27 protein-coding genes and 1 pseudogene are annotated in these 22,244 nt (G+C 62.2%); 13 read left to right on the top strand and 15 right to left on the bottom strand.

The genetic code is table 11. The annotated features are described in order from the left end of the window. Nucleotides 1-78: 78 nt before the first annotated feature. Together MFF58_RS22110 and MFF58_RS22105 are read right to left on the bottom strand one after the other, a co-directional pair. Nucleotides 79-400: pseudogene (locus MFF58_RS22110) on the bottom strand (IS5 family transposase); the annotation flags it as partial. Nucleotides 401-914: 514 nt separating this feature from the next. After that, on the bottom strand, nt 915-1,100 hold the full coding sequence (locus MFF58_RS22105) for a hypothetical protein (RefSeq protein ID WP_238291131.1): 186 nt from the start codon (nt 1,098-1,100) through the stop codon (nt 915-917). A 690-nt stretch (nt 1,101-1,790) separates the two neighbouring features. On the opposite strand from MFF58_RS22105, the gene MFF58_RS22100 reads away from it, so the two are divergent. Then, complete coding sequence (locus tag MFF58_RS22100) at nt 1,791-2,639, top strand: hypothetical protein (protein WP_238291130.1); 849 nt, start codon at nt 1,791-1,793, stop codon at nt 2,637-2,639. Continuing rightward, nucleotides 2,639-5,104, top strand: coding sequence for a tetratricopeptide repeat protein (locus tag MFF58_RS22095; RefSeq protein ID WP_238291129.1), 2,466 nt, complete (start codon nt 2,639-2,641; stop codon nt 5,102-5,104). The genes MFF58_RS22100 and MFF58_RS22095 overlap by 1 nt, the downstream gene beginning before the upstream one ends. Before the next feature lie 645 nt (nt 5,105-5,749). On the opposite strand, the gene MFF58_RS22090 is transcribed toward MFF58_RS22095, so the two are convergent. The 5 genes from MFF58_RS22090 to MFF58_RS22070 form a co-directional block, all read right to left on the bottom strand. After that, entirely contained in the window at nt 5,750-6,979 is a 1,230-nt protein-coding gene (locus MFF58_RS22090) for an AAA family ATPase (protein WP_238291127.1), read from the bottom strand. After that, nucleotides 6,979-7,914, bottom strand: coding sequence for a DUF7146 domain-containing protein (locus tag MFF58_RS22085; protein ID WP_238291126.1), 936 nt, complete (start codon nt 7,912-7,914; stop codon nt 6,979-6,981). The genes MFF58_RS22090 and MFF58_RS22085 overlap by 1 nt, the downstream gene beginning before the upstream one ends. Nucleotides 7,915-8,757: 843 nt before the next feature. Continuing rightward, nucleotides 8,758-8,985 (bottom strand): helix-turn-helix domain-containing protein, encoded by a 228-nt coding sequence (locus MFF58_RS22080; protein WP_238291125.1) that lies wholly within the window; start codon nt 8,983-8,985, stop codon nt 8,758-8,760. A 132-nt stretch (nt 8,986-9,117) separates the two neighbouring features. Beyond that, complete coding sequence (locus tag MFF58_RS22075; RefSeq protein ID WP_238291124.1) at nt 9,118-9,654, bottom strand: hypothetical protein; 537 nt, start codon at nt 9,652-9,654, stop codon at nt 9,118-9,120. Beyond that, nucleotides 9,651-10,826: a tyrosine-type recombinase/integrase gene (locus MFF58_RS22070; RefSeq protein ID WP_238291145.1), complete on the bottom strand. Its 1,176-nt coding sequence runs from the start codon at nt 10,824-10,826 to the stop codon at nt 9,651-9,653. Before MFF58_RS22070 ends, MFF58_RS22075 begins: the two co-directional genes overlap by 4 nt. A 510-nt stretch (nt 10,827-11,336) precedes the next feature. On the opposite strand from MFF58_RS22070, the gene MFF58_RS22065 reads away from it, so the two are divergent. Together MFF58_RS22065 and MFF58_RS22060 are read left to right on the top strand one after the other, a co-directional pair. Further along, nucleotides 11,337-11,789: a carboxymuconolactone decarboxylase family protein gene (locus MFF58_RS22065; protein ID WP_238291123.1), complete on the top strand. Its 453-nt coding sequence runs from the start codon at nt 11,337-11,339 to the stop codon at nt 11,787-11,789. Between the two features lie 210 nt (nt 11,790-11,999). Beyond that, nucleotides 12,000-12,392: a hypothetical protein gene (locus tag MFF58_RS22060; RefSeq protein WP_238291122.1), complete on the top strand. Its 393-nt coding sequence runs from the start codon at nt 12,000-12,002 to the stop codon at nt 12,390-12,392. Between the two features lie 35 nt (nt 12,393-12,427). Here the strand turns inward: MFF58_RS22060 and MFF58_RS22055 are convergent, their stop codons facing one another. The 3 genes from MFF58_RS22055 to MFF58_RS22045 form a co-directional block, all read right to left on the bottom strand. Then, nucleotides 12,428-12,592, bottom strand: a complete 165-nt coding sequence (locus MFF58_RS22055) for a hypothetical protein (RefSeq protein ID WP_238291121.1) — start codon at nt 12,590-12,592, stop codon at nt 12,428-12,430. A 52-nt stretch (nt 12,593-12,644) separates the two neighbouring features. Further along, complete coding sequence (locus MFF58_RS22050; protein ID WP_238291120.1) at nt 12,645-13,355, bottom strand: hypothetical protein; 711 nt, start codon at nt 13,353-13,355, stop codon at nt 12,645-12,647. Nucleotides 13,356-13,464: 109 nt separating this feature from the next. Beyond that, complete coding sequence (locus tag MFF58_RS22045) at nt 13,465-13,923, bottom strand: hypothetical protein (protein ID WP_238291119.1); 459 nt, start codon at nt 13,921-13,923, stop codon at nt 13,465-13,467. A 274-nt stretch (nt 13,924-14,197) separates the two neighbouring features. Between MFF58_RS22045 and MFF58_RS22040 the strand changes: the two genes are divergently transcribed. From MFF58_RS22040 to MFF58_RS22025, 4 genes are all read left to right on the top strand, one after another. After that, entirely contained in the window at nt 14,198-14,482 is a 285-nt protein-coding gene (locus MFF58_RS22040) for a hypothetical protein (RefSeq protein ID WP_238291118.1), read from the top strand. 1,117 nt (nt 14,483-15,599) lie between these two features. Continuing rightward, nucleotides 15,600-15,983, top strand: a complete 384-nt coding sequence (locus tag MFF58_RS22035) for a phospholipase A2 family protein (RefSeq protein WP_238291117.1) — start codon at nt 15,600-15,602, stop codon at nt 15,981-15,983. Nucleotides 15,984-16,275: 292 nt separating this feature from the next. After that, nucleotides 16,276-16,689, top strand: a complete 414-nt coding sequence (locus tag MFF58_RS22030) for a cupin domain-containing protein (protein WP_238291116.1) — start codon at nt 16,276-16,278, stop codon at nt 16,687-16,689. 363 nt (nt 16,690-17,052) lie between these two features. Further along, nucleotides 17,053-17,535: a hypothetical protein gene (locus MFF58_RS22025; RefSeq protein ID WP_238291115.1), complete on the top strand. Its 483-nt coding sequence runs from the start codon at nt 17,053-17,055 to the stop codon at nt 17,533-17,535. Between the two features lie 209 nt (nt 17,536-17,744). Here MFF58_RS22025 and MFF58_RS22020 read toward each other — a convergent pair whose 3' ends face one another. Beyond that, the gene (locus tag MFF58_RS22020) at nt 17,745-18,020 is read right to left on the bottom strand and encodes a GNAT family N-acetyltransferase (RefSeq protein ID WP_238291114.1); all 276 of its coding nucleotides are present in this window, start codon (nt 18,018-18,020) and stop codon (nt 17,745-17,747) included. Nucleotides 18,021-18,458: 438 nt separating this feature from the next. Continuing rightward, nucleotides 18,459-18,644 carry a DUF5681 domain-containing protein gene (locus tag MFF58_RS22015; protein ID WP_238291113.1) on the bottom strand — a complete coding sequence of 62 codons (186 nt, stop codon included), beginning with the start codon at nt 18,642-18,644 and terminating at the stop codon, nt 18,459-18,461. Between the two features lie 199 nt (nt 18,645-18,843). Between MFF58_RS22015 and MFF58_RS22010 the strand changes: the two genes are divergently transcribed. The 4 genes from MFF58_RS22010 to MFF58_RS21995 all read left to right on the top strand — a co-directional run bounded on the left by MFF58_RS22010 (nt 18,844) and on the right by MFF58_RS21995 (nt 20,413). After that, a complete protein-coding gene (locus MFF58_RS22010; protein WP_238291112.1) occupies nt 18,844-19,047 on the top strand; it encodes a hypothetical protein in 204 nt (67 codons plus the stop codon). A 20-nt stretch (nt 19,048-19,067) separates the two neighbouring features. Beyond that, nucleotides 19,068-19,337: a hypothetical protein gene (locus MFF58_RS22005; protein ID WP_238291110.1), complete on the top strand. Its 270-nt coding sequence runs from the start codon at nt 19,068-19,070 to the stop codon at nt 19,335-19,337. A 289-nt stretch (nt 19,338-19,626) separates the two neighbouring features. Continuing rightward, the gene (locus tag MFF58_RS22000; RefSeq protein WP_238291109.1) at nt 19,627-19,842 is read left to right on the top strand and encodes a hypothetical protein; all 216 of its coding nucleotides are present in this window, start codon (nt 19,627-19,629) and stop codon (nt 19,840-19,842) included. A gap of 430 nt (nt 19,843-20,272) precedes the next feature. Next, complete coding sequence (locus tag MFF58_RS21995; protein ID WP_238291108.1) at nt 20,273-20,413, top strand: hypothetical protein; 141 nt, start codon at nt 20,273-20,275, stop codon at nt 20,411-20,413. A gap of 81 nt (nt 20,414-20,494) precedes the next feature. Here the strand turns inward: MFF58_RS21995 and MFF58_RS21990 are convergent, their stop codons facing one another. Continuing rightward, the gene (locus MFF58_RS21990; RefSeq protein ID WP_238291107.1) at nt 20,495-20,938 is read right to left on the bottom strand and encodes a DMT family transporter; all 444 of its coding nucleotides are present in this window, start codon (nt 20,936-20,938) and stop codon (nt 20,495-20,497) included. Between the two features lie 82 nt (nt 20,939-21,020). Beyond that, complete coding sequence (locus tag MFF58_RS21985) at nt 21,021-21,296, bottom strand: hypothetical protein (protein ID WP_238291105.1); 276 nt, start codon at nt 21,294-21,296, stop codon at nt 21,021-21,023. Nucleotides 21,297-21,539: 243 nt separating this feature from the next. Here MFF58_RS21985 and MFF58_RS21980 point away from each other — a divergent pair, with 243 nt between their 5' ends. After that, entirely contained in the window at nt 21,540-21,764 is a 225-nt protein-coding gene (locus MFF58_RS21980) for a hypothetical protein (protein ID WP_238291104.1), read from the top strand. 19 nt (nt 21,765-21,783) lie between these two features. On the opposite strand, the gene MFF58_RS21975 is transcribed toward MFF58_RS21980, so the two are convergent. Further along, entirely contained in the window at nt 21,784-21,987 is a 204-nt protein-coding gene (locus MFF58_RS21975; protein WP_238291103.1) for a hypothetical protein, read from the bottom strand. Between the last annotated feature and the right edge of the window lie 257 nt (nt 21,988-22,244).

Here is a 22,244-nt window from a genome sequence, read left to right as displayed (position 1 = left end):
CCGAAGGCCGGATACGTTTATGCAGACTGCTCAGACCAGCGGATCCAGTGCCACTTGCGGACGGGGCGGGCCATACGTTTCCGCCGTGAGCCGAGCGGTGGGCGCGGACGTAGCTGCTGTCGAGGGCGGCTGCGTCGCCCGCCCATCCGGCCTTGGCGAGAGCGGCGAGTATGGCTTTCCAGAAGCCGCGCCGCGACCAGCGGTTGAAGCGGTTGTAGACCGTGGTCCGCGGGCCGTAGGCGGCCGGGCAATCGCGCCAGCGGCAGCCCGATGTCAGCACGTGCAGGATGCCAGAGATGATCTGCCGGTCGTCCTTGCGCTCGGGTCCGGGCTGGTTCTTGGGCATGAACGGTCCGATCACCGCCCATTGCTCATCCGAGAGCCAGAAAAGGTCCGCCATCACCACCTCCAAGCCGCAAAACGGCCGCCTGGAATCACAAAACGACAGACTCTGCAACAGCTTGGTTCGGTTCACACCCTAGTCCGCCAATCCCGCAGCATCGCCTGAATATTGTACAGCTTGATTAGGCGTCTTTAAGCTAATGCGATGTATGGCGGCTTTCGGCGACGAGCGACGCTTGTCGCACCCTTGTCATAAGGAACGCGCTCGCAACCTAATCAGCGCTCTTGATGGCCCCCTCCGACGGGAACAGATGGCCGTAGACGTTGAGCGTCGTCGTGACCGAGGCGTGCCCATTCACGCTTGTAGACACTCGCCACAGTCGGCCTCTGATGCTTTGAAATGTTGGATGAGGATTCAGCGATGGCAGCAATGCACGTTGTCCAGCGAGAAGGCGAGGATGGGGTGGGTGCGCATTAGATGCACCGCCGCGCACTTCCTGACCCCAAAGAATTCGAGACCGCCTCAGCGCCGTAGAGGAGATCCCCGGGCGGTCCCGCGTGCCTGTCGCGCCTCATGGCTTCTCTCCGCAAGCGGAGTCGGCGGGCGGCTCAAGGTCCGCGTCGGGGCACAAGGCGTCGAGGATCGCGATACCGCGCTTGGTACGGCCTGTGATCAGCTGGCACAGGGCGCGCAGCAACTCGAGATCCGCCGCGAGGCGGCCCGCCATCGCAAAGGGCATCAGGTTGTGGATTGTCATATCGGTCCTCTGGGATCGGACCGGCCTTTTGGAGGGCCGGGGTCCGCTGCGTTTCTGAGGCGCGTTGGACCTATTCAGCCAGCAGGCTTGCACCGGGAGCTCAGAAACACGCCCAGAGAACGTGCCCGGCCGCCTTCCCCGAAGGGTGTTGTATAGCGGTCGGACTCCCCGCAAAATGAACCGATCGCGCACACCGGAAGGTGAGCACGTCAATTACCGGGCTTCTCACCGGCAATGTGATGGGCTTCCGCTCTGGGTTGAACCGCCAGCCTCTGGCAGGGCTCGGTTCGCGTGTTTCTGAAGCACCGTAGATCAATATGAACACAGGCCTTGCGCCCGGCAAGGCGGGGGGGTTTTTGCGCTCCGATCACGGGCGCACGACCAAAACAATAGCTGCGCCGCTGGGTTGGCGTTCGCTGAACAGCGATGCTCTCTGCGCAACACCGTTTGCGGCCATCTATGAAATTGAACATCTTGCTGCCGGAACTGTGCGGCAAACTGCCTGATTCGCCTCGCAAAGGCTCGCTTGCATCTATCCCATCGGGAATGGGCTGATTGGCTGTTCATATGGCTCCGGAAGCGACACAGCGAGGTCAAGTTCACCACGCAGATGCCGAGCCACCTTGTGACCGGGAACAACCTCAGCTTAAACCCCTGAACGCTCAAGGTAGGTTCGGCGGAGCAGGGTCAGTGGCGCAGAACTGCGGGAACTGTGGGGCAGAGGTGCCACTAAGCGGAACTGCGTGCCAAGTATGCCAGGAACCGGTCGGCTTCCCAAATGTACGGACGGCAAATCTGACCGAGGAAAAAGAAGCGCTCGCGCGTCGTGCAACGACAGCCAGAGACTCTGCTGCCGTTCGGCAGACAATCGCAGAATTACAAGATTTTGAGACGAGGGTAGCACAATCTAAAGCGGTGATGAACCGCTCACTCGGCGCGTTGAGTAGTTGGATCAATGGCGACAGTCCGTTATTCCAGTCGTTTCATAAGCAAGTCAAACTACTTGGCCGCATTCCAGACACATCTCACTGGGACCAGCAGCGAGCCTCAGCTGAGAGTACGATTAATCCCTTTAGTTATGAGGAAATAAATTTTTCTGCTCTGACAATAGATGACAATGGAATGGAACACTATGGCCCTTATAGTGTAGTTTTACGCGAGCCAACAATCGAGAACCGCGCGTCTGTTTTCGAGGAAAATCCATTTATCTTTAACATGCGCCATAATGTTGTTTCCGGCACAAAGCCCCCGTTGGGTTACCGAGCGACATGGGATCAAAGACAGACCCTGGCGGTTGCCAAGCTTCATTCGGAAATAAATCAGGGTATGGCTGATAAACAGTTCGCGGCCGTGCTAATGAAGCAGGCCGCGTCAGGTGCGGATAACGATTTCATTGAAGTTCATATTTATGGCCCAATTCATCGTAAGTGCATAGAAAAAGTCTCCGGACCGGATCCAAAGCCGCGTGTGGAGAGAAGTATCTGGCGCCAGGCGGCCAAGGCCCTTCGCAAAGATGGTGCTGTTGTGGAGGAGAAATAGTGAAAGCTCTCCTTTCAGGTGAAGCGGCAAAGATAGTAGTGCTTGGTAAAGCTAATACGCTTTGCGAAGCCAATCTCGATGTCGTACGCACGATCGACAAATCTGAGATCCATCTGCACTTTCAGGGTTGTTCCGATCTCGACACCGTAGAAGTACGTTCTTTAGAGGTCGCGCGACAGATTGTACAAGACGCCTGGGCATGCGACCGCGCTTTACGACTATTTTTGTTTCTTGTCGCTGCCGATGGGGACGCTGACGATCTAATCGAGTATGCTGAATGCGCCGAAGAACTGTTCGAGCTGGAATGCGTAAAAGATTTTGTTACCAATAGGTTGATGTCAAAAGAGCTTGGGACGACTGTGCAAACGGACGCTGTAATGTCAGCGACAGAGGCGACGCCGATCACTCGCGCCATCTTTGAAGATATTATTGCTATTCAGGATCACGCTGCGAAAGTAAGCGCCGCTTATGAGAGGGTTCATCCTGCGGCATTTGGAGGAGAGCGGGAAAAGGAAATTTGCAAAAACCGCCTTATAGGCGACGGCACTTTTAAAAAATTTACCTTGGCCCTTTCACAAAATGCGGACCTCAACTTTCTGCGCTTGCAAGTTGTTAGTCAACATAGAGGCTTCGCTGAACCGATAAAGCAATGGACGTCGATGCTGCGGCCTGGTCTAGAACGGACCAGAACACCCAAAATTGTTAATTCAATCGACGCCGCTTATGATGATGAGCGCTATTCGGCACGCAATGCGTCGTCGCGGCAATCAGATAGCGGCCAGTCTATTCTCGAAGAAGTGAGACTGAAGCAGGCCGCCATTATTAGCGAATTAAAGATAGGAAATCTTGCTAAGGCACGCGAATTGACTAACTCGCTGATCGTTGAGCAGCAAACCTCGTCCAAGGCTGAACATATCGCTAAAACGCTTGACGTCTTGTCGCGAGAAGCGAAGGAACTGGGTGCAACCGAGGCACAACTCGATTGGGCGGAGCGTGCCTATAGAGCAAACCCGCGCGATCCCTTGACATCGGGTCAACTCGCAGATGCATTGATCTGCGCTGGTAAGATTTCCGAAGCGGAGGGAGCGCTCAAGTTGACGGAAGAGGCGGGCAACGGAGCCTTCGCCAGCAATATGCGCGCTCGGATTCTCAGAATTTCTGGACAATTCGAAGATGCGCGACGCAAATATCTCGATACAGCTACAGATTGGCCAACTATACCCGATGTTTGGCGCTCTTATGTTGGCGCAGCAGAGTGTCTTCGTGATCTCAATCGTACTGAAGAAGCTCGCCGCGAGTACGAGGCATTAGCCGCTCGGTGGGCAACTAATCCGATAATTAGGTCGGGGCTCGCATCAACTTTGGTCGATGCAGGAGATATGCAACTGGCGATCAAATTTTATGGGATGGCGATAAAGAATAAAGGCGGCATTATTCCCAAAAGTGGGCAAGCTAACGCATACAAGTTGGCTGGCCGCTACAAGGATGCCATCCGATTATATGATGAATGCGCACTTGAGGCGCCAAACAACGAAGCGGTCTTCTGCGGAAGAGCCGAAGTCTTTCGAGCGATGGGAGACCTTGATGGAGCTCTATCAGCTTTCGAATTAGCGATTGAGCGGGCTCCATTTAGCACCGTAGCAATTATCGGAAAGGCTGAAGTCCTCGAAGATCTAAAACGTTACTCCGAGGCTGCGGAAGTATTCAGATTTGGAGCTGCCAGTTTTCCTCATGAACCGATATTTGGGATCGGTCAGGCACGTATGCTGAGAAAGACTCGACCTGCCTCTGAGGCGTTAGAGGCTTTTGACATCCTACAACGCAAATTCCCTGAGAACCGTTGGGTTGCCTTCAATCGAGCGGACATCCTTCGACGCACTGGGAATTTGGAGGCGTCTCTTTTTGCGCTCGATACGCTGCTTGATAAATGGCCAACATATGGCCCCGCTATAAACGCGCGCATTTCGGTGCTGATTGAACTTAGTCGGTTCGCCGAAGCAAAACGCGGCCTAAATGACTCTCCGCCGAGAACCGCCTTCGATTGGGGCCAAGTCGTACTGAAAGCCATGGTCATAAGGGCGGAGAGTTCATTGACTGCTGCAGTCAAGGCCCTTCAGCAGGCGTCTGAACGAGTACCTTTCGCCAAAGAGAGGCGACTTATCCGAGCTGCGCTCGCGAGCTTTAATCTTGAACTCGGCCGGTATCAGGAAGCCAAAGGCAGCTTAGACGAGGGGCCTGATCCGATTAACAATGTAATCGCATTACATGTTTATGCGGCCAACTCCGCACGGCGGAAGGCGAAGAACATTTATGATCGAATAATCGAGAAAAATTTTGAGCAAAACTATGTCGATCTGGCGCGAGAAATTGCTCGGCGTTTTTCGGTTATTGACCAACAGCCCAATTATACTCGTCAATGGATATCCTCTAGAGAGCAGATGCTCTTGATAGCGGAAGTAGCTTGAGATGGCATTGTAGGTGGCTGACTTATGATATGTGAAGACGCTCTGCGGCCGGAGCCACGGGGCGCAGAGCAGCCTTGCTCGACATGTTCTCCATCAAGCTTGCACGATCCCTGGGGGGCCGACCTGTTGCGAAGCTGTCGTGCAACTACCAGGAATTCGAATACGTCGCTCGACTGCCTTGGATGGCCCTGACAAGGAAGACACCGTCACTGTCGTCGGGTAGATCGGAGAATGGACTTATTGGTCCTGGACCACTTCGTGGTCACAGGATGCCGGCAGTGTGCGGGCGATGCTCGTGTACCGTCCGATCATCAGCCACGTCGTAGGTGACGGTCCCGTTCGGGAGCACCTTCTCCCACTTGACCCGCGGCCAGGCTAGCAATTGCTCATGCTCGCAGTGCGAACACGCGGATCCCGACGCAGACGTACCGTCTGGTGCGCTTCGACGGCTTCGGCCTTTGCGGGCGTGTCGAGGACGGCAGTCCATTCGGCGGGCGTCTTCGGGCAGACCTGTCGAGAGAGCAGAGGCGCAGAGGTTCTATAGAACCCCTCTGCGCCCTCTGCGGCTCTGCGCGCTTCGTCAGCGGAGGGTGGCCAGGAGCAGAGAATTGAGACGTCTGCGCTGCTCTGCGCTGCTCTGCGCCCTCATCGACAGGCTCCATCGTTGAGCCAGTACCAATTGGGCGTGCTGCCGACGAACCCTCGGACTAACAGCAGCTTGGTGTCTGTGCTGAGCCGGGCCCGATTGTTCGCGGCGGTGGTGAGATCATCCCAATAACCCTTTAGCTCGAGGTACTTCTTCAGGCTCTCACGTCGCAACGCCCGGACCTCAATCGGCACGTTGGGATCGCCCCGGACGGTCTCACCCATTTCGTCGATCGCGTGTTGAAGCACCTTCAACAAGAGGCGCGCTCGATCGGGGAGCGGTCTGCCTCTGCGTTTCACTGTGGCAGGGTCTGATTTGCTAGGCGGCGTGATGATCTCGGCCACAGCAGAGCGCACTTCCTGAACCTCTGCGCCTCCCTTTCGAAGCACCACCGGGAGGAGCCGGAATTGCCAGCTCGTGCCGGCCTCTGCGTCTTTCATGTGTTGGATGGTGGCGGTGCTCGATACTTCGCCTTTCTCGACGCTCCACATGACGTCGACCGCCCCGTCCAGGGCGTTTGATCCACGCGCGCCCCTCGTCACATCCTTGCCGGCATGGTGAACGCCGAGGACGATGCAGTCGAGCGCGACCCCGATCCGTTCGCAGTTGTCGACAAAAGCAGTGATGTCCTTCGCGACGTTCTCGTCCGCGCCCTTCATGCTGCGGGCGAGGGTATCGATGGCGACCGCCCGGACCGGTGGGTTACCGATGCTGTTGAGGTAGGCCCGTAGGCTGTTCACCAGCACCACATCATCACCGCAGGCATGACCAAGGTCCGGCGCAACTGGAACCATCAGGAACGGCACCCGCCGCCCCTCGACGGCGTAGTGGCGACGCATAGCGATCAGCCTGCGCTTGAACCCTTCGACGCCTTCACCGGTCACATAAATGACAGCACCCTGCATCACCTCGCGTCCGGCCCATGTTCGGCCCATCGCAACATGGAACATGGCATCAGCCAGGAGGAAGGACTTCAGGCTCTTGGGCGGCCCGTATACGATGCCGAAGCCGGACGCCGGCAGCAAGCCCTCGATCAGCCAAGTCGGTTCGTCACCGATCTCCAAATCGTCGACATGCAGGATCGGAAAGGACGGCCGCTGGCGCGCCTGTTCGCCGTTTTCGTCGGCCAACGGCGGGAACCGCTCCTCGTCAACCAAATCCCGCTTGTCACGCCGGAACGGATGAACGGTCGCCACGCTCTCTGGATCGATCGGAATGCGGCCGTCCATCAGCCTCTTACCTCCCTGATCGCGTCATTCAGGTCCGAACCGTAGCGTGGGCGGCAGACCCGCAGCTCGCGTCCGGCCTCATCCCAGCGGGCCCCCACCCGCTCCACCGCTGCGGCGCTGGCGTCGCCGGTCTCCGCGCAGATCGTGAGGCACTCAATGCCGCTCAGCACCGGGAAAGCTGCGATCCCGCCGACGCTCCCCATCGCCCACATCGGGGCGAACCCGATCGCCATGCCGGCCAGCGCGCTTTCGATGCCCTCGGCGATGTGCAGGCCGGCGGCGACCTCGAAGTCGTGGGTCAGTTTGATCGCGGTGTTCTTCGCCCGACCGAGCATCTTCCGGCCGACTTTCGCGGCCGTGGCCGGATCGAGGCAAGTCCGATGAAGCCCGACCACTTCGTTGGTGTGGATGTCCCGCAGGGCGCAGAGCATCATGGGCGCGCGGCTCCCTTCCCAAGGGCCCGCCGGGTGAAACCGAACCGCATGGCCACATACGTCACGCGGCAGATCGAGGCGACGGTGCTCCTCGAGGTACCGTGTCACCAGGGTACCGCGTGGGTCAGGCTCAGCCTCCTGCCAGATATGGTCGGCGCGCTCGGTCTTGATCCGGTCCTCTGCCTTCTGGGCAAGACCGAGTTTCTCCCGGGCTCGGTCCCGACGAGCAACTTCCTGCGGGTCGATGCGCCCGATCCCGTGCCAACCGCCACCACCCGGCTCCCAAAGAGGGAGGCCGCATCGCGCGTCCACGTAATCGCGAACCCTCAGTGGGTCATCCTTCGGGGACAGACAGGCGATCCGGTAGCCATTCCGGGCCGTCGGATCGGTGAAGAGACGACCTGAGGCGTCTCTGCGGCCGTGACCTTCCGGAGCAAAGCTGACCCCGCCTGAAACGATCTTGCCGCACAGGGCACTGGCGAATTGCTTGAGGGTCAGCATGTCCGACCCTCGATCTTAGAAGTCAGGCTCGGCTGCTGGACCGGACCGGTAAGAACCGCGTAGGTCGGCACGATGCGGCGGCGGTCGAGCGGGGCAAGCCGGTTCAAAGCCGCCAGAGCACCAGGAACAGCGGCTTCGTCAGCCTCTGTCGCCCGAAGCAGAGCGACCAGCTCGGCACCGCGCGGGCCGCAAGAGAGATGCGCAATCGCCGTCAGACAACGCAGCCGGGCAATACGCTCGCCGGGATGCAGATTGGCGGCCCAAAGGCCGTACTGGGGTCCGACGGGGATCATCGCGCACCCCCGCCGGTGTCCTTCAGAGCGCGGAGCCGCACGTTGAAGGCATGCTCAGTGAGCTGGACCAAACTCTCTGTGTCCGCCGAGCGCGGAATTTGCCACTCGACCATGACGGACCTGATCATGCTGTCGATCTCACTGCAGGTTGTAAGCCGAGCGAGTTCAAGGGCATCCGGCGGTGCGTCAGGGTACGCGGCGACGTCAGCCGCGAAGACTTCTGCAACAGAGCTGCCGAGCTCAGCGGTGCTCTGACGAAGCACGGCAACGATCTGACTGCGAGGGATGTCGACGCCGGCGTCGCTCAATATTGCCTTGAAAATTCGGCCGTATGGGATGCTCCTCATCGCGCCGCCCCCCGTATATTCTTGTCGGGGAAGGTCAGCTCGGCTACGACGCCGGCCATCGCGGGCGTCAACCCGAAACGGGCCGCGAGATGATCTTGCCGAAGCGCTTGGGCTGCCGTATGTCTCTTTATGTCGACCCGGCAGAAGACATTTTGAGAGACCCGCCGCAGCCCACGCTGTGCGCGGGTTTTCTTTTTCATGGCTCAGGCAGCCTCCGCCTCAAGGGAGTTGAGGAAGCTGCGAAGACTGTCCGCCGGGATCAGGGTCTTACTGCCGATCTTGATGGATCGGAGCTTCTTCTGCTGCAGCAAGATGTAGATGGTCGAGCGGCTGAGGCCAGTGCTGAAGCAGGCCTCGGGGACCGTGAAGCAAAGCTTCTCCGTTGACGCACGCAGGTCTCCCTGCGACGCCTGAACCTTGTGAAAGTTCATAGCTGCTGTCCTTATGTGCCCACCGGTTCTTCGGCGGACTGCGACTTAGGAGTGGCCCCTCTCTGTTGCCGTGTCGAACTTAACTTCCGCGTTTCTTGAAGCGTGTCGGACAGCTTTGAAGAAATGTCCGGATTATGTTTCCGGCATCTCGTCGATCCACCGGCCGATCGTCTTCGTGGACACTCCTGTCTTGCGACCGCTCCGGATGAGGTCAGCATTCAGGGCGTCGCGGATCGACTCTGCGGTCTTCCAGGGATGCCGCTTCGCTTCGGCTGCATCTGGCAGATGCCTCAGTAGCAATGCTTGCCGATCACCTCGCCACTTCTCCACCTTGGGCGCGCGGGAAGCTCGCGCGATTTTCGCCTGCTTTTTCAGGACGAGCTTGCGTGCCGTCATAATTCGGTAGGCTAATGAGCTGATCCCCATGCTGGCGTTGATCAATCCGATTGCCGCATTCCGGATCTCAACGACTTCTGTTGAAGCCTCTTTATCTAGCGCATCGGTAGTTTTTACGAGCTTATTGTAGTAGTCTAAAAGTTCGTAATTTGCAGATCTAAGCGCGTGTCTCTCAATTGCTGTTGTTCCCTCAAAAGCAATAGCTTCACAAGAGTGCGCGATTAGATCTTCCACCGTTTCTCGAAGCTTTACCCGGCGATCACTGTCGCTCACGACCTTTCTCCTGTGGCCCCAACGACGAAATTCGCCCAAGCGTTCATCAACTCGCGCCGCTTCTGAAAGAGATCACCGCGCCGGTAGGCGGCCTCGACCCGGTTCTCGATGATGTGGGCGAGCGCCATCTCCACCATCTCGTTCGGAAAATGCGTCGTCTCGGCAGCCCAATCGCGGAATGTTGACCGGAAACCGTGAACGGTCAGATCCGGCCGCCCCATCCGCTTCAGCAGCTCTAGCATCGCCATGTTGGACAGGTGCCTCCCGCGCTTGTTGCCAGGGAAGACGTACCTGTCTCCGAGCACTTTGAGGCCCTCGAGGATTTCTACAACCCGATCGCAGAGCGGCACCCGGTGCTCGCGCCCGCCTTTCATGCGTGCGGGCGGCACAGTCCAAATCCGCTCGACGAGATCGAGTTCATCCCAGTTAGCTCCGATTACCTCGCCCGTGCGTGCAGCCGTGAGGATCGTGAACTCCAACACCAGAGGCGAGGTGCCACCTTGCCGGCGCAACTCGCAAACAAATTTGCTGATCTCCACAAAGGGGAGGGCGGCATGGTGCTCGACGCGCTGAACCTTCGACCGCTTCGGCAGGAGGTTCTGCAGGTGGCCACGCCAACGGGCGGGGTTCTCACCCTGCCGGTAGCCACGGGTAGCGGCCCAATCCAGAACCGACTCGATGCGCCCGCGCACGCGCGTCGCCGTCTCGGTCTTCTCGCCCCAGATCGGCTCGATTACCCGCATCACCAAACCGGTATCGACCGCCTGGACGGGGAGGGTGCCGAACACGGGCGAGGCGTAGGTGGCGAGGGTGTTGCGCCACTGGTCAGCGTGCTTCGCGTTGCGCCAGCCCTTCCTGTGCGCCTCGATGTAGGCCTCGGCGCAGGCGTCGAAGGTGATGGTGTTGGCTGCGTCGAGCCGCGCGGCGGCGCGAGCTTTCTCCCGGGCCTCTATCGGGTCGATCCCGTCGAGGCAGAGCTTCCGGCACTCGGTGGCCTTGTCACGCGCCTCGGCCAGCATCAGGGTATGCAGGGATCCGAGGCCCATCGAACGAGCGCGGCCGTTCAGCATAAACCGGAAGATCCACGAGCGGGCCTCGGCGTTTGTGACCTGAAGGTAGAGGCCCCCACCATCAGCGTAGAGGCCCGGCTCCCGGGTTCGAGAAACCTTCAATGCGCTGAGCTGCCCAGGTCCTCGTCTCAACGGGATACCTACAGTGCTACCTACAAATAGAAGCCGGATTGTAGCGTGTCTATGCGTGTACAGAAAGACAGATAAGGGGAGGTCGGTCCGGGAAAAACAATGGGTTACCGACACGCGGAGACACCGGCGGACGGCTCTTAGAGAGACGCTCCCTCCGCCAACTCAACTGGCTAAATTGCTGTGTTGGTTGAAGCGTCTAGGCCCATCGGTGTCGGCGCCCCAACATCGGCCCCAGCGCTGTCGCCGGATCGCCGCGAACTCCTGTGAACGGTGGCAAGATGCGGCCGCTTTGAGCCGGCCTGCGTCGTGTGTGCCCTTGGGGATCGCCTTCACCCCGCTCACGGCAACATCTCCACCGCGATGACCGGGACCTGACGTTCACCCCCGAGACCGGCGGCGGGGCCGGGATCTGGTTCCTGGATCGGAAGGAGTAGATAACCTCAGACTGCCCTGCAGCAGGGCTTCTGAGAGGCTCTCGCGATGAACCAACGCCTCGACTACAACAGCTTCGCGCCCGATGGGATGAAGGCGTTGGGCGGTGTGCATGCTTATGTCGGTCGATGTGGGTTGCCGAAGGAACTGATCGATCTCGTCTATCTGCGGGTCTCGCAGATCAACGGCTGCGCCTACTGCATCGACATGCACGCGCGCGACATCCTTACGGCGGGATTGGCCACCGAGAAGCTGGTTCTCGTCCCGGTCTGGCGAGAGGCGGGCATGTTGTTCAATCCGCAGGAGCGCGCCGCGCTGGGCTGGGCCGAGTCGGTGACGCGCGTCTCGGAGACCGGCGTGCCGGACTCAGCCTTCGCGGCGGTGTCGCGCGTGTTCAACGGAAAGGAACTCGCTGATCTGACCATCGCGATCGGCCTCATGAACGCCTACAACCGCATGGCGATCAGCTTCCGAGCCATGCCAGCAGCGGGACACGATTAAACGGTGACCTTGTGCGCCGTCCCGGCCCGGAACAGCCGTCCTCGAAGTCAGCACAGAGGCCGCCAACCGCCCGCCGTACTCCTGTCTCCGAGCCGCGGTGCGTATCGGCTCGGCTCACCGCGGGTGAGATCGGACGCTCCCCCGCCCGTGAGCAGATCGGGTAAGGGCGAACGAACCGCTCGTTAAGGCTGTGGCTCTACCGCGGCGGGCATGTCATCCAGCCTCGCACCCGCCGAACTCTCGCCCGCCGTCGCCTCCTGGCGCGATCAGATCGAGCGCCTGTCCGAACACGCCTCGCCGTGCCGGTATCTGGCGCCGGCGAAGTGGGCCGCGATCCGCTCCAACGCCATGGCCTTCTGCGACCAGCACGGCGCAGAGGCCCACCGGCTCGGCTGGACGGCGCCGCAGCTCTTCGGCGTGCATGCGGACCACGGCACCCTGCGGGTCGATTATTGCGGGGCCCTGATGGTTGGCGGCACCCCGGCGCGTAGCGTCGAGGCGCACCGCATATTGTTCGAGCAGACGGCGGCCTACCGCGACCGGCAGGGGCAGGTCTGGGGCGTGCCGGTCTGGGAGTTCGCTCGGAAGGCTGCCAGCCGATGAGGCGCTGAGTTCAGGCCAGGTTCGGCGGCAAGGGCTCACGGGCCGGCTTCACGGTGCTGGCGCGCCCCCCTCGCGACCTTCTCGACGATCTGCCGCGGGGTCGCTTCGTCGAAGCCCACTCCACGTGCGAACCCGTCCAGGCGCCGTGTCATGTCCGGGATCGCGTCGCGCCGGAGCGCGGCGTCCGGCGCGACGCTCATGCCTCGATGCGAAGCGGAAGGCGGCGGCCTTACCGGTCCCTCGCGGCATCGTTCAGCGGGGGCTGACACAGGCCGATGACGGTCGGAAACCGGTCTTGGCGACCCCACGATCATCAGCGCACAGCATGTCGGGGCGCTCAGGCGGGAGCGGCACAGGACGTCGCTCGTCACCGAAGCGGGCCTCCTCCCGTTCTGAGCCGCCGAGCCCCAGACCTGCCACTCTTACCCGATGGGCAGTCTGCTGGGCCCGTGCCGCGAGCAGGGCATGCCTTCTTTGGGCTTGAAGGAGCGCCAAGCGCCTCTGATGCCGGATCAGGCGCAGGCGTGCATACCGTGCGTACCGCCGCGCCTTGGCCGTCAAGCGCACGTGGGTTGAGCTGGACCGCACCACACGCGTGCGCGCCCCTTCATATTCTCGCAAGGCTGCGCTCTGAACCGAAGCCGGCCGCGCGGCGTGCTTGGAGGCCGTTGTCGCAGGAGGGGGCGGCGCTGCAGCGGCCTCGCGTTGCGCCCGCACATACGACGGCGTGGCGTTAGCAATCTCCAGCGGTGGGGGAGGCGCACCACACCCGGCGCAGATCGAAGCGGAAAGGCGCTTCCAGCTCTTCTCGTCGCGATCCAGGATGTTCTTCAGGCGCGCCTCGTAGGGCGTCACTTGGGTCTCCGCCTGCTGTCCACCTTGCGTTGCGGTCAGAGAGGCAGCTTGAGCGGCGTCTGCCATGATCAGGCTGGCCGCCATGATCGTGCGCACGAGAACGCGCATGAATGCCCCCATCAAAACCATGCGGCCTTGGACCAGGCCGCTCGGTTCTTACGGCGAGCCTCGCGATACCGTTCCCATCATCGTGGCGGGTTGGTCCCCGAGATGACGTTCAGGACGAGGAGCGCGTTGCCAAGCTGAACTGGATCGGCTCCTGCCTGCGCCTGTATCGTGGCCGCGCGTGAACGCGTCGTGGCGTATAGGCCCGTTCGCCTATGAGGCGCCGCCTGATGAGGATGTCCGGACGCGCCACCCTGCGGATCTGCGAGAGACCATCCGGGCGGTCGACAGGTCGAGCGTGGCCCAGGTCCGGCACGATCGCTGTGGAGAGGCTCTCCTCCCGGACCGGCAGATCGCTGGCCGACACGGGGGCTTCACGCGGCAGGTCGGCCCACCGTCGTGGCGGTGAGGCTTCCAGTTCGAAGTCTGCGCTCGTCGCGCCTTCGGACGTGCTCACCTCCCACTTGTGGGAGGAGGCGGGCGCATGGTTCGGCAACAGGGCGGTGTAGACACCGACCCAGAGCGCCACACCGGCGAGGACTGAACCCGCGAGAGCCACATGGTAGGTCATCGCGGCAGGAACGGCTAACGCGCTACTCCGTTCCTGCCATATCGGACGTAGCCTCGAAGGTCAGCGTAAACTGGGCAGCTGGAAGGCGTGTCGCCATTGCCGCGTGGCGGCCGCACGCCACAGATCGCTTCGCGCGCGCATCCCGTCGCGCTGCGTTTGATCGCCTCGTGAAGTTGATCCGTCCGGCGGATGACAGCACTCGGTTCGTGTGCCGGTGTTGCAGGCAGCGTGTCATGATCCTCGCCGAACACCTGGACACAAAGGGCCCTATGAAATGAATGACACGCCGGATCTCGATCGTGCCGCCCGCACCATTGCCGAGAACGTCTACGTGGCGTTCTGCCGGCAGGCGACGATGCCGGCTCACCCGCTTGAGGAACAGACGATCCTGACGCGGCTCGTCGAGGCGATCCGTCCGCAGATCGGCAGCGGCTCTCCGGGAGCGATTGTCGAGGCAGCCAACGGCGCCCTGTCGGCCTGGGAGCAGCGGGAGCCAGAGGTTCGGGGTCCTCGCGTGATCGCAGTCAATCAGATCGACGGCGCGGTGACCCTAGGGTAGCCATTCGCTGCCCCACACGGGAAGCCTCGAAGGCGAAGCGCTCTTAGATGCTGGACGAGGGCCTTGCTTCGGGCGGCTGAAGTGAGCCGAAACTGTGGCAACCAGATCACGCCGCCCGTGAGTTAACGTTCTGCTAACCTATGAATGTGGCGTGCCGCCTGGCCTGCAGGATCCTACAGTCTCGCTCGATCGGGGCTGCCTGCAATGCCCATCTCCATCTACGATCGCCTGCACGCCTACATCGTAGTCGCCTTGATGATAGGCGGCGGCGCGATGATGGGAGCGGCGTGGATGTGGGACGCGCTATGACCGCCCGACTTCAGTCGATAGTTTGGTTCTTCGGCCAAAAGAGCCGGGACCACGCCGAGTTCAACGGGCATCACCGCGCGTGACATTCGCTTGAGACAAACGACCTTGAACCGCACTGACTACGTCTGCTCGCCATGGGCCGTGATCGCCTAGGCTCAGCCCTTTGATGGCCGGTCGGCATTAATGGAGTTCAGAGCGCCGCGGCTTCGATCCCGGATCAAGCTGCGCGACTATCAACGCACCGACCCGCCGCGCGGCTTCCGAAGTACGGAACATGGGCTCTGACCGATCGGCCGCAAGCCAGGTATCCGAAGAGTAGATCGCCCACGACCACGGCTTTGAGCCCCGTCCACAAAGCTCGGCCTCCACGCGCCAGCACGATTGGCAGTGTGGGCCGAGATAAGTGCTGTGACGGCCAGCGCGCCGCGTATCCAGCAGCGTTACGCTATCAGAGCCCTTGCATTGGAAATAGAACATGCGGTCCTCCTGCCGAAATAAGGCGGGAGCACACGTCTCTCTCAGCCACCGATGCCCGAGGGTCACGATCAGTGATGTGTCAATCTATCAGAGAGCACGAGGGTTAGCGAGCGCCGATCCCGGATCCGCCCACGCCATCCGCCGTCCATCGTTCTGCACCCCGTCGCGGAAGAGTTCGCCAGCACCATGGCGCCAGCCGCGTGGATGGAGCGTCTTCTGAATAGGGGTCGTGCTTCAGAGCACATCGCGGAATGACGCACGGTGATCAACCATATCGCGCACCGTCATCGCCGATGAGACTCTGCGGAGTCGGTGCTGGAGGGTCTCCACCATGTCGCCTCGCACCGCTATCGGCCTCGCCGCTCCGCTCCTCCTCGTCACCGCCTGGGCTGCCCCGTCGTTGGCACAGCCCGCCGCCAATGGCGGGCCAACGCTTCTCATCCACGGCAACTACTGTGGCCCGGGCAACAACGCACCGCTGCCACCGATTGACGCTCTCGACGCGGCCTGTGCCCGCCACGATGCCTGCACGCCGGATGTCGGCCTGCCCTCGAAGGCTTGTAATCTTCGGCTCGAACGGGAGGCTGCCGCGGTCGCGCGGGATCCGCGCCAGCCGGACGATGTTCGCTCCCTGGCCGGCTTCGTCGCCTCCTTCGCCGCGTCCAACGCGTCGCGTGCCGCTCCGTCGATGATGCCGGCGAGGTACGGTCCCTAAGAGGGGGGGCTCAGCCCCCCCGCCGGCCGAAGCCATCGTCCGACCCCGGCTGCGACACCCGGTCGTGGAAGAGATTGCCGGGAACCGAGGCCGCGACCCGCGCGGCCCAACAATTGAGTATCTGCCCCACGTCGCAATCACGATGACAGTCTCTAGCTCATGCCGATTGTCCTGGATTGCGATCACGTGCATCCATATACACGGCACTTCGATTGGTTAAAGCACACGCTCCGACCACGAATGACGCGTCCAGGCTTCGAATTTCAAGGACGCGCGCGAGAGGAGGACATGCATGTTGAGCAGGCGGATGTTTACCGGCTGCGCGGTCTGCGCAGCAATCGGCTTGGCAGCGGATGACGCGTCGGCACAAGCGCCGAGCGGCATAAAGCGGGCGATTACTTCTCGGGTCGATGGTCCCGTGGAGGGCTACGAGACCCTTCAGGTCGTGGTCGATCTGGAACCGAATTTTGTCCTTGATTGGCACACGCATCCCGGCACCGAGGCAGGCTACACGGTCGGAGGCGTCGGCGAGCTGCGCGTCAAGGGCAAGGAAGCGCAGATGCTCAAGCCCGGCGCATCCTGGGTAACCGCAGCCGAAACGCCGCACATGCTGCAGAATGGATCCGAGGCGACCAAGCTGTTCGTCACGTTCACGGTGCAGAAGGGGAAACCTCTGTCGTCACCGGCCCCGGCCCCAACCGAGTAGGCGTGCGCCGATCAAGCCGCCGCATATCAGGCTGGCTCCGCCGGAGCCGTCGGGCGCCCTCGGCTCGGCCCCACAGCCTTGAACCGGTCGCCAGAAACCGAGGGCCATTCCCCCTTGGCCCTCTGCCGCCCAAGGCAATGGGCGATGTTGCACAGGAGCTGCCGATGAGGAGTCGACATCTAGTATTCCCGTCAAGATAGATAAAATTTCTATTTGACGACCTCAATCATCGGCCTAGGATGCACTCCAATTACTGCGGCGCGCCGAATCGCCCTGCCGGCCCGGTGCGTGGCCGTGGACCGCATCAATCGAAGGTCCTGCGTCCGTTGCGTTTGCGTCCAATCTCGGACTTGGAGTGCGCAAATGTTACAGAGCCCCGTTCTCCATCGCCGCGCGGACGGATCCGTCCACTACACCCACTGCCATGGCGAATACGACGCGACCCTCGACGCCCGGGCCCGCGTCCGCATTGAGGAGCCCGCGCGACGCCGGCTCGGGCGGGTGCGTCTGTTCGTGCTCTCCTTTGGCATCGCCACCGCGGCGTTCTGGGGCGTGATGCTCCTCTCCCCACCCCTGACGCAGGCCCACAACACGCCGGCGCGCCTCGCTCCGTGCCTTACGGCGGCGGCCGAGGTCGCTCCCTGGTTCGAGCGCGAGATCCAGCGCCGGGCCAGCCTCGGCAACGCGACGTTCGAGCGTGGAGGCTTCAAGGTGATGCTGCTCGACTACCGGTCCGCCCAGGGCCAATGCGCGGCCGGTCGCGTTAAGGCCGCGGTGCAGAGTTACCGCCAGTTGGCGGAACGAGTGGCCGGCCTGTACGAGCGGATCGAGCCGGACGAGCGTTGAGGCGCCTGCGGGCGGGCCGAGGAACGTCTCGCCCTCGTTCCTGAAGACCTTACGGCCCGTGGAGTCTTGCTCCGCCTTCCGCATCCGCGCCGTACCGCTTCGCGACGTCGAGCGCGATCTGCCGCGGCCATCCTCCGCCCTCGGCTCAGCACCACGTCCTTGAAGAGGTTGCCGGAAGCGGCTGGCGCGGAGGGCAGCCTGGCAACGCCTCACGCGAGAAGATCGTGATGCGCGCTGTGCCTGCGCAACCAAGCCCTGGCGTAGCCGCACAGAGGCACGATCCGGTCTCCTCCTGATCGGGCGCGCACCATCACGCCTTCCATGAGCCGGTCGGCAGCCCCGGTGCCGCGCAGGACGGGCGGTGCGTAGACGTAGGTGACGACGAGTTTGCCGGGTTCGCGTCGGTAGCTCGCAAAGGCGATCTTACCGTCGACCTCCAGTTCGAACCGGCTCTGGTCGGGATTGTCGCGCACCGCATCCGTCATTCTCGTCCTCACGCTTCCGTGCCGAACCGGGCTACCCGCGCCTCGGCGGTCAGTTCCACGCCGATGAGGCACAGCGCGCCCATGCTCACGGTGGCCTTGCCCTGCGCCACCCAGCGTTGCCAGTTCACCAGGCCCCCGGTAGCCCGCAGATCGCCGGCTGCGTCGTCGATCGGATGATCCGCGGAGGGCGGTCGGAGCACTGGTCCGGCGGGCCGCCTCGATGCGGGCGAGGCGTTCGGCCAGATCCGCCAACTTGATCGCGTTCCCGTGGGCGTCGACCAGCTTGGACAGCGCGCCGGCTTCGGACGGGGTGATCTCACCGGCAGCCACGCCCTGCATCAGGGCATGGGTCGCGCGTGTCAGATCTGCCGGCCTGTCGATCGGCGGCAGGACAAGGGTGAGGGGCCGATCTCGGCGGACGGGCAGCAGCCGGTCCAGTCAAAGCCGCAGCGCCGGGCCGTCTCCGTCCAACGCCAATTCGTTTGCCTCGCGGAACAGGGCTTCCGCCTTGCCCTCGAAATTGGCCTCAAGGGCGAGTGTCGGGCGGTTGCGGCTGCCCTTGGGACGACCGGCGGTGTTGCCGCTGCGGCCAGGCTCGAACTGAGTTTCGTCCTCCGGTGTCACGGGCACCCCGGTAGGGCGGCCTGCAAACGGCAGGTCAAGGATCGGTTGGATGCATAGCACTAGCTATAATGTTCCACGAGTGGCCTTGTGACGGCTCGACGGGCCTTCGCATGTGCCCTGACGGCATCCGACCGGACCTGAGCCGACACGGGCCGCGTTGGCATGAGGAGCGCGAACTGGGCGCCTGAAGGGGCACAACATGGCCGATAAACCCACCAACACGCAGGCGCAGCGGATGCCCCAGGGCAAGCCGCCCAGCGAGGGCTTGGCTAATACTCCGCGGGACACAGCGACCGGCGCGATCAAGCCGCAGGACGGCCCGATGGAGCGGGCCGGCACCGAGAAGGAGGAGGCTGCCCGGGGTGGGACGAGCCTCGGGGCAGAGCGCGACAGATCAAAGTGAAAGCCGGATGGTTCCGCACGATGCCTTGGGATCTCCTCGAACCCAAATCGGTGCGAGGCTTCAGGAAGACCGGCGATATCGTCCCCCGAACACGCGGCTGGCAGGCGGCCATAGCGGCGGCAGGGATGGCGGAGTCTCCATTCCTACGAGTCCGCGGCGAGATCGAACTCGGCAATACAAACGAGCAGCCTCGCCTCGGTCTTTCGAAGCCACAAGGTGACGATCCCCACGTCCTGAACTTGGACGTGGAAGTCGTCATCGAGGGGGCGAGCGCACCAGCGATGCGCTGATCGGTCGTCGAGTTCGAACATCCGGTACCGGAAGCGCCGCCCGCTGGCGTTCGCCTACTCTGGATGGGCGTGGAGGTCGCTTTCCTAACGGTGACTAGCGGGTCGAGGGCTCCACGCGCGAGTGTCCGGCGCCGGCCGTCGACACGTCGTTGTCCGACCGGCGGGTGGTCGCTCGCGGAACCGATCAGCCGCTCGCGTGTCTACAGAGTACCCCAAGCGTAGACTCACCTATGCCCGCCCGGCCTAGCGCCGCGGCGGGTTTTCGTCATTTTTGTTCAGAGAGCTCGATTTGATCCGTTTTGCAGTTTCCTATGCCATGGGCACAGATGAGATCACCACAAATCATGAGACCACCAGAGCAGCCATGGAGGAGGCGCGGGAGTTTATCCGCAAAGGCTACCATGATGTTTCGCTGACCGATCTTGGGACGGGGATGCGCAGCAGCGCTGGAGACATCAAGAAGAGCCTTGACCGTGTCGATGAATTCTACCGCGACAGCTGGTAGGGTCAGGCCTCAGAACTCCGGTGCAGGCTTCGTGTCTGCATCGCCCGCATCCAGCGCCCTCGTCCGCGACGGGGCGCAGAACCCAGAGCGCCAAGTGGCTCAGGTGGTGTAGCGGTCCAGCGGCCCGATCTGTCAGCGCGGCAGGCCTCCCTGTCTTCGATGCGCCGGTAGATCGCTGTTGCGCCTCTCCTTTCTATCGCGGGGGCGCACAACCTTCCGCCCGCCCGGCTCGCCGTGGCGGGTTTTCTTTGTGCGCGAGCGTGTTGAGCATCGCGGTAGCATCGGTTCCCGCTTCCTCACGGTGGCGCGTGCCGTGAGCAGGCACGAGAGCAGATGTGACGCCGAGCACATCGGATGTGTTGGCAGGAAATTATTGATCTTCGTGCCGCGAACTCAATCACGGCACTGAAGGGTCGCCGCCATGGGCAGGATGAGCCGCCTCACCGAGATCGCCACCCTGGTGGTCGGCGCAACGGCGATCGGCGCCGCCGGTCAGCTTCTCCTGATGCCTGAGTTCTACACGTGGGAGAACGAGTTCGTCGCGGCGTTCCTACACGGGCTCCCGCGGTGAGCCAGGTTCAGAGCGCCGAACACACCCGACGTTCGATGAAGCGCCAGGCGACGACGGCCGCGGCCTCAAGGGCGGTCGCGCTCAGAACGCCGCGACAAACACGACGCCGATGATCATCAGCACACCGCCGAAGATCCGCCAGAGAGTGGCTGGGTGTGCCTCGAAGCCCACCCAGCCATAGTGATCCAGAAGGATCGAGGTGACGACTCCTGCGGTCACAAGCAGCCCGAGGAAGGCGCCCGCTCCGACTTGGCGCGCGATCAGCACCTGCGTGATGACGACGCCGCCGCCAAGGACACCGCCCAGCCAAGCCCACCAGGGCACTTGAGCCGCCTCTGACATCGACGGCCACGCCAAGCGCCTCGTCGCCAGCCCCGCGATGAGGACCGTCAGGCCGGCGCCGATCCCGACGACGAGGCCAGCGGTAAGCGGCTGAGACAAGCCTCTCGCCAGAGTACTGTTTTGGCCGGGCTGGATCGCATTGGCGATGCCGGCGAGGAGGACGACGCCGTAGAGGTACCACATGGTGGAGATCCGTTCCGTGAGATCTCGCTAGGTAGGGCGGTCGACGCCTCATCCACGAGGCGGGAGGGCGATCGGTGCGGGCCTAGCTTTCCAGCGGCAGGGCCAGAAGAAGCGCGGATTTGACCGCGGCTCGCCGGCTTCCGCCCTTGGCGGTCGGTTCCGTGAGGATCGCCGTAGCGTGCCGGTCTGCCTTGACCGCCGCCGTGAGGTCGACGGTCAAGCCGGACGCCAGGGCGAACGGCCCGATCTTCGGGTTGGCGAGGAAGGCCTCGATCGCGGCATCAAGGTCGGCACGGGTGAAGGCTTTGGCCTGGAGCAGGTCGCCAACACTCACAGGACCGGTTTGCGATTTGGCCACGGCGATCTGTCCATGCCGTTGGTGGAGCTACGTCCAACCCCTCATGACCGCACCGTGTTCAGCGCCTTTTCTACGAAGCGGAGGAAGGCTTCCAAACAGCCCGATGATGAAGCGCTCCGGTTGTCACCGCTGGCTGGCGTCGGCCTCGAACCCGCGAAGTGGCGTCGGGTTTAGTCTTAGCGTGACATGTACACAGCCGCAGTGGCTCAAATATCCAGAAGCCAAGCGGCGAGGAGAACGCCCATGGCTAGCAAACTTGAACGGGTCGAGTTCGCTCAAGCGGCCCTCGATGCCTACATCCATGCTGAGGGGGCCGCCCGGCGCTGGATCGGTGGGGTGCCAGCCTGTGATGTCGTGGATCTCATCACAGACCTCCTGCTGCTCGCAAAGACCAGAGGGCACGATCCCTGTTCAGTGCTCGCGAGGGCCAAGAGACACCTGGAGGCCGAGGCCTCGGAGCGTTGCTAGAGCACCGAAGGAGCATCACTCATCTCAGGTAACCCGTCGCCGTCAGGTGCGCGGTGAGAACTGCGCGGATCGCATCGGGACGCGAAGGCTTCGGATCAGGCTGGTCGGCAATCCAAGCGTCTAGCGCGTCCGACAAGGCCGACGGCAAGTCGTGCCCAGACGCGATCGCTTCGGACATCGCCTCTCCGAGAACCTTGGCGATGCTCGCAGCGATCTTGTCCATCAGGATCGCCGCGCCTTCAGGGCTTCCTCGACGAGGCGGCGGATCCTTTCAGGGTCGGGCGGGGCATCAAGCGACAATCCCGGCTCCGCCGTAAGGTGCACGGCAAGCGTGGTCGTGCAGACGCCCCCCGGTGGGCGACCGCGTCTTTTTTCGTCCGCCAAAACTGGTACCGGCATGATTCAGGCATTCACGAAAGGCGGACTGGGAGGAAAGGCTGGAGCGTCCGGCCGTCCCTGATCACAGACTGACAGGCTATC

Source organism: Methylobacterium longum, from assembly GCF_022179385.1.
Taxonomy (GTDB): domain Bacteria; phylum Pseudomonadota; class Alphaproteobacteria; order Rhizobiales; family Beijerinckiaceae; genus Methylobacterium; species Methylobacterium longum.
The sequence above is the reverse complement of the archived record's forward strand: the minus strand, read 5'-3'. Positions and strand labels throughout refer to the sequence as shown.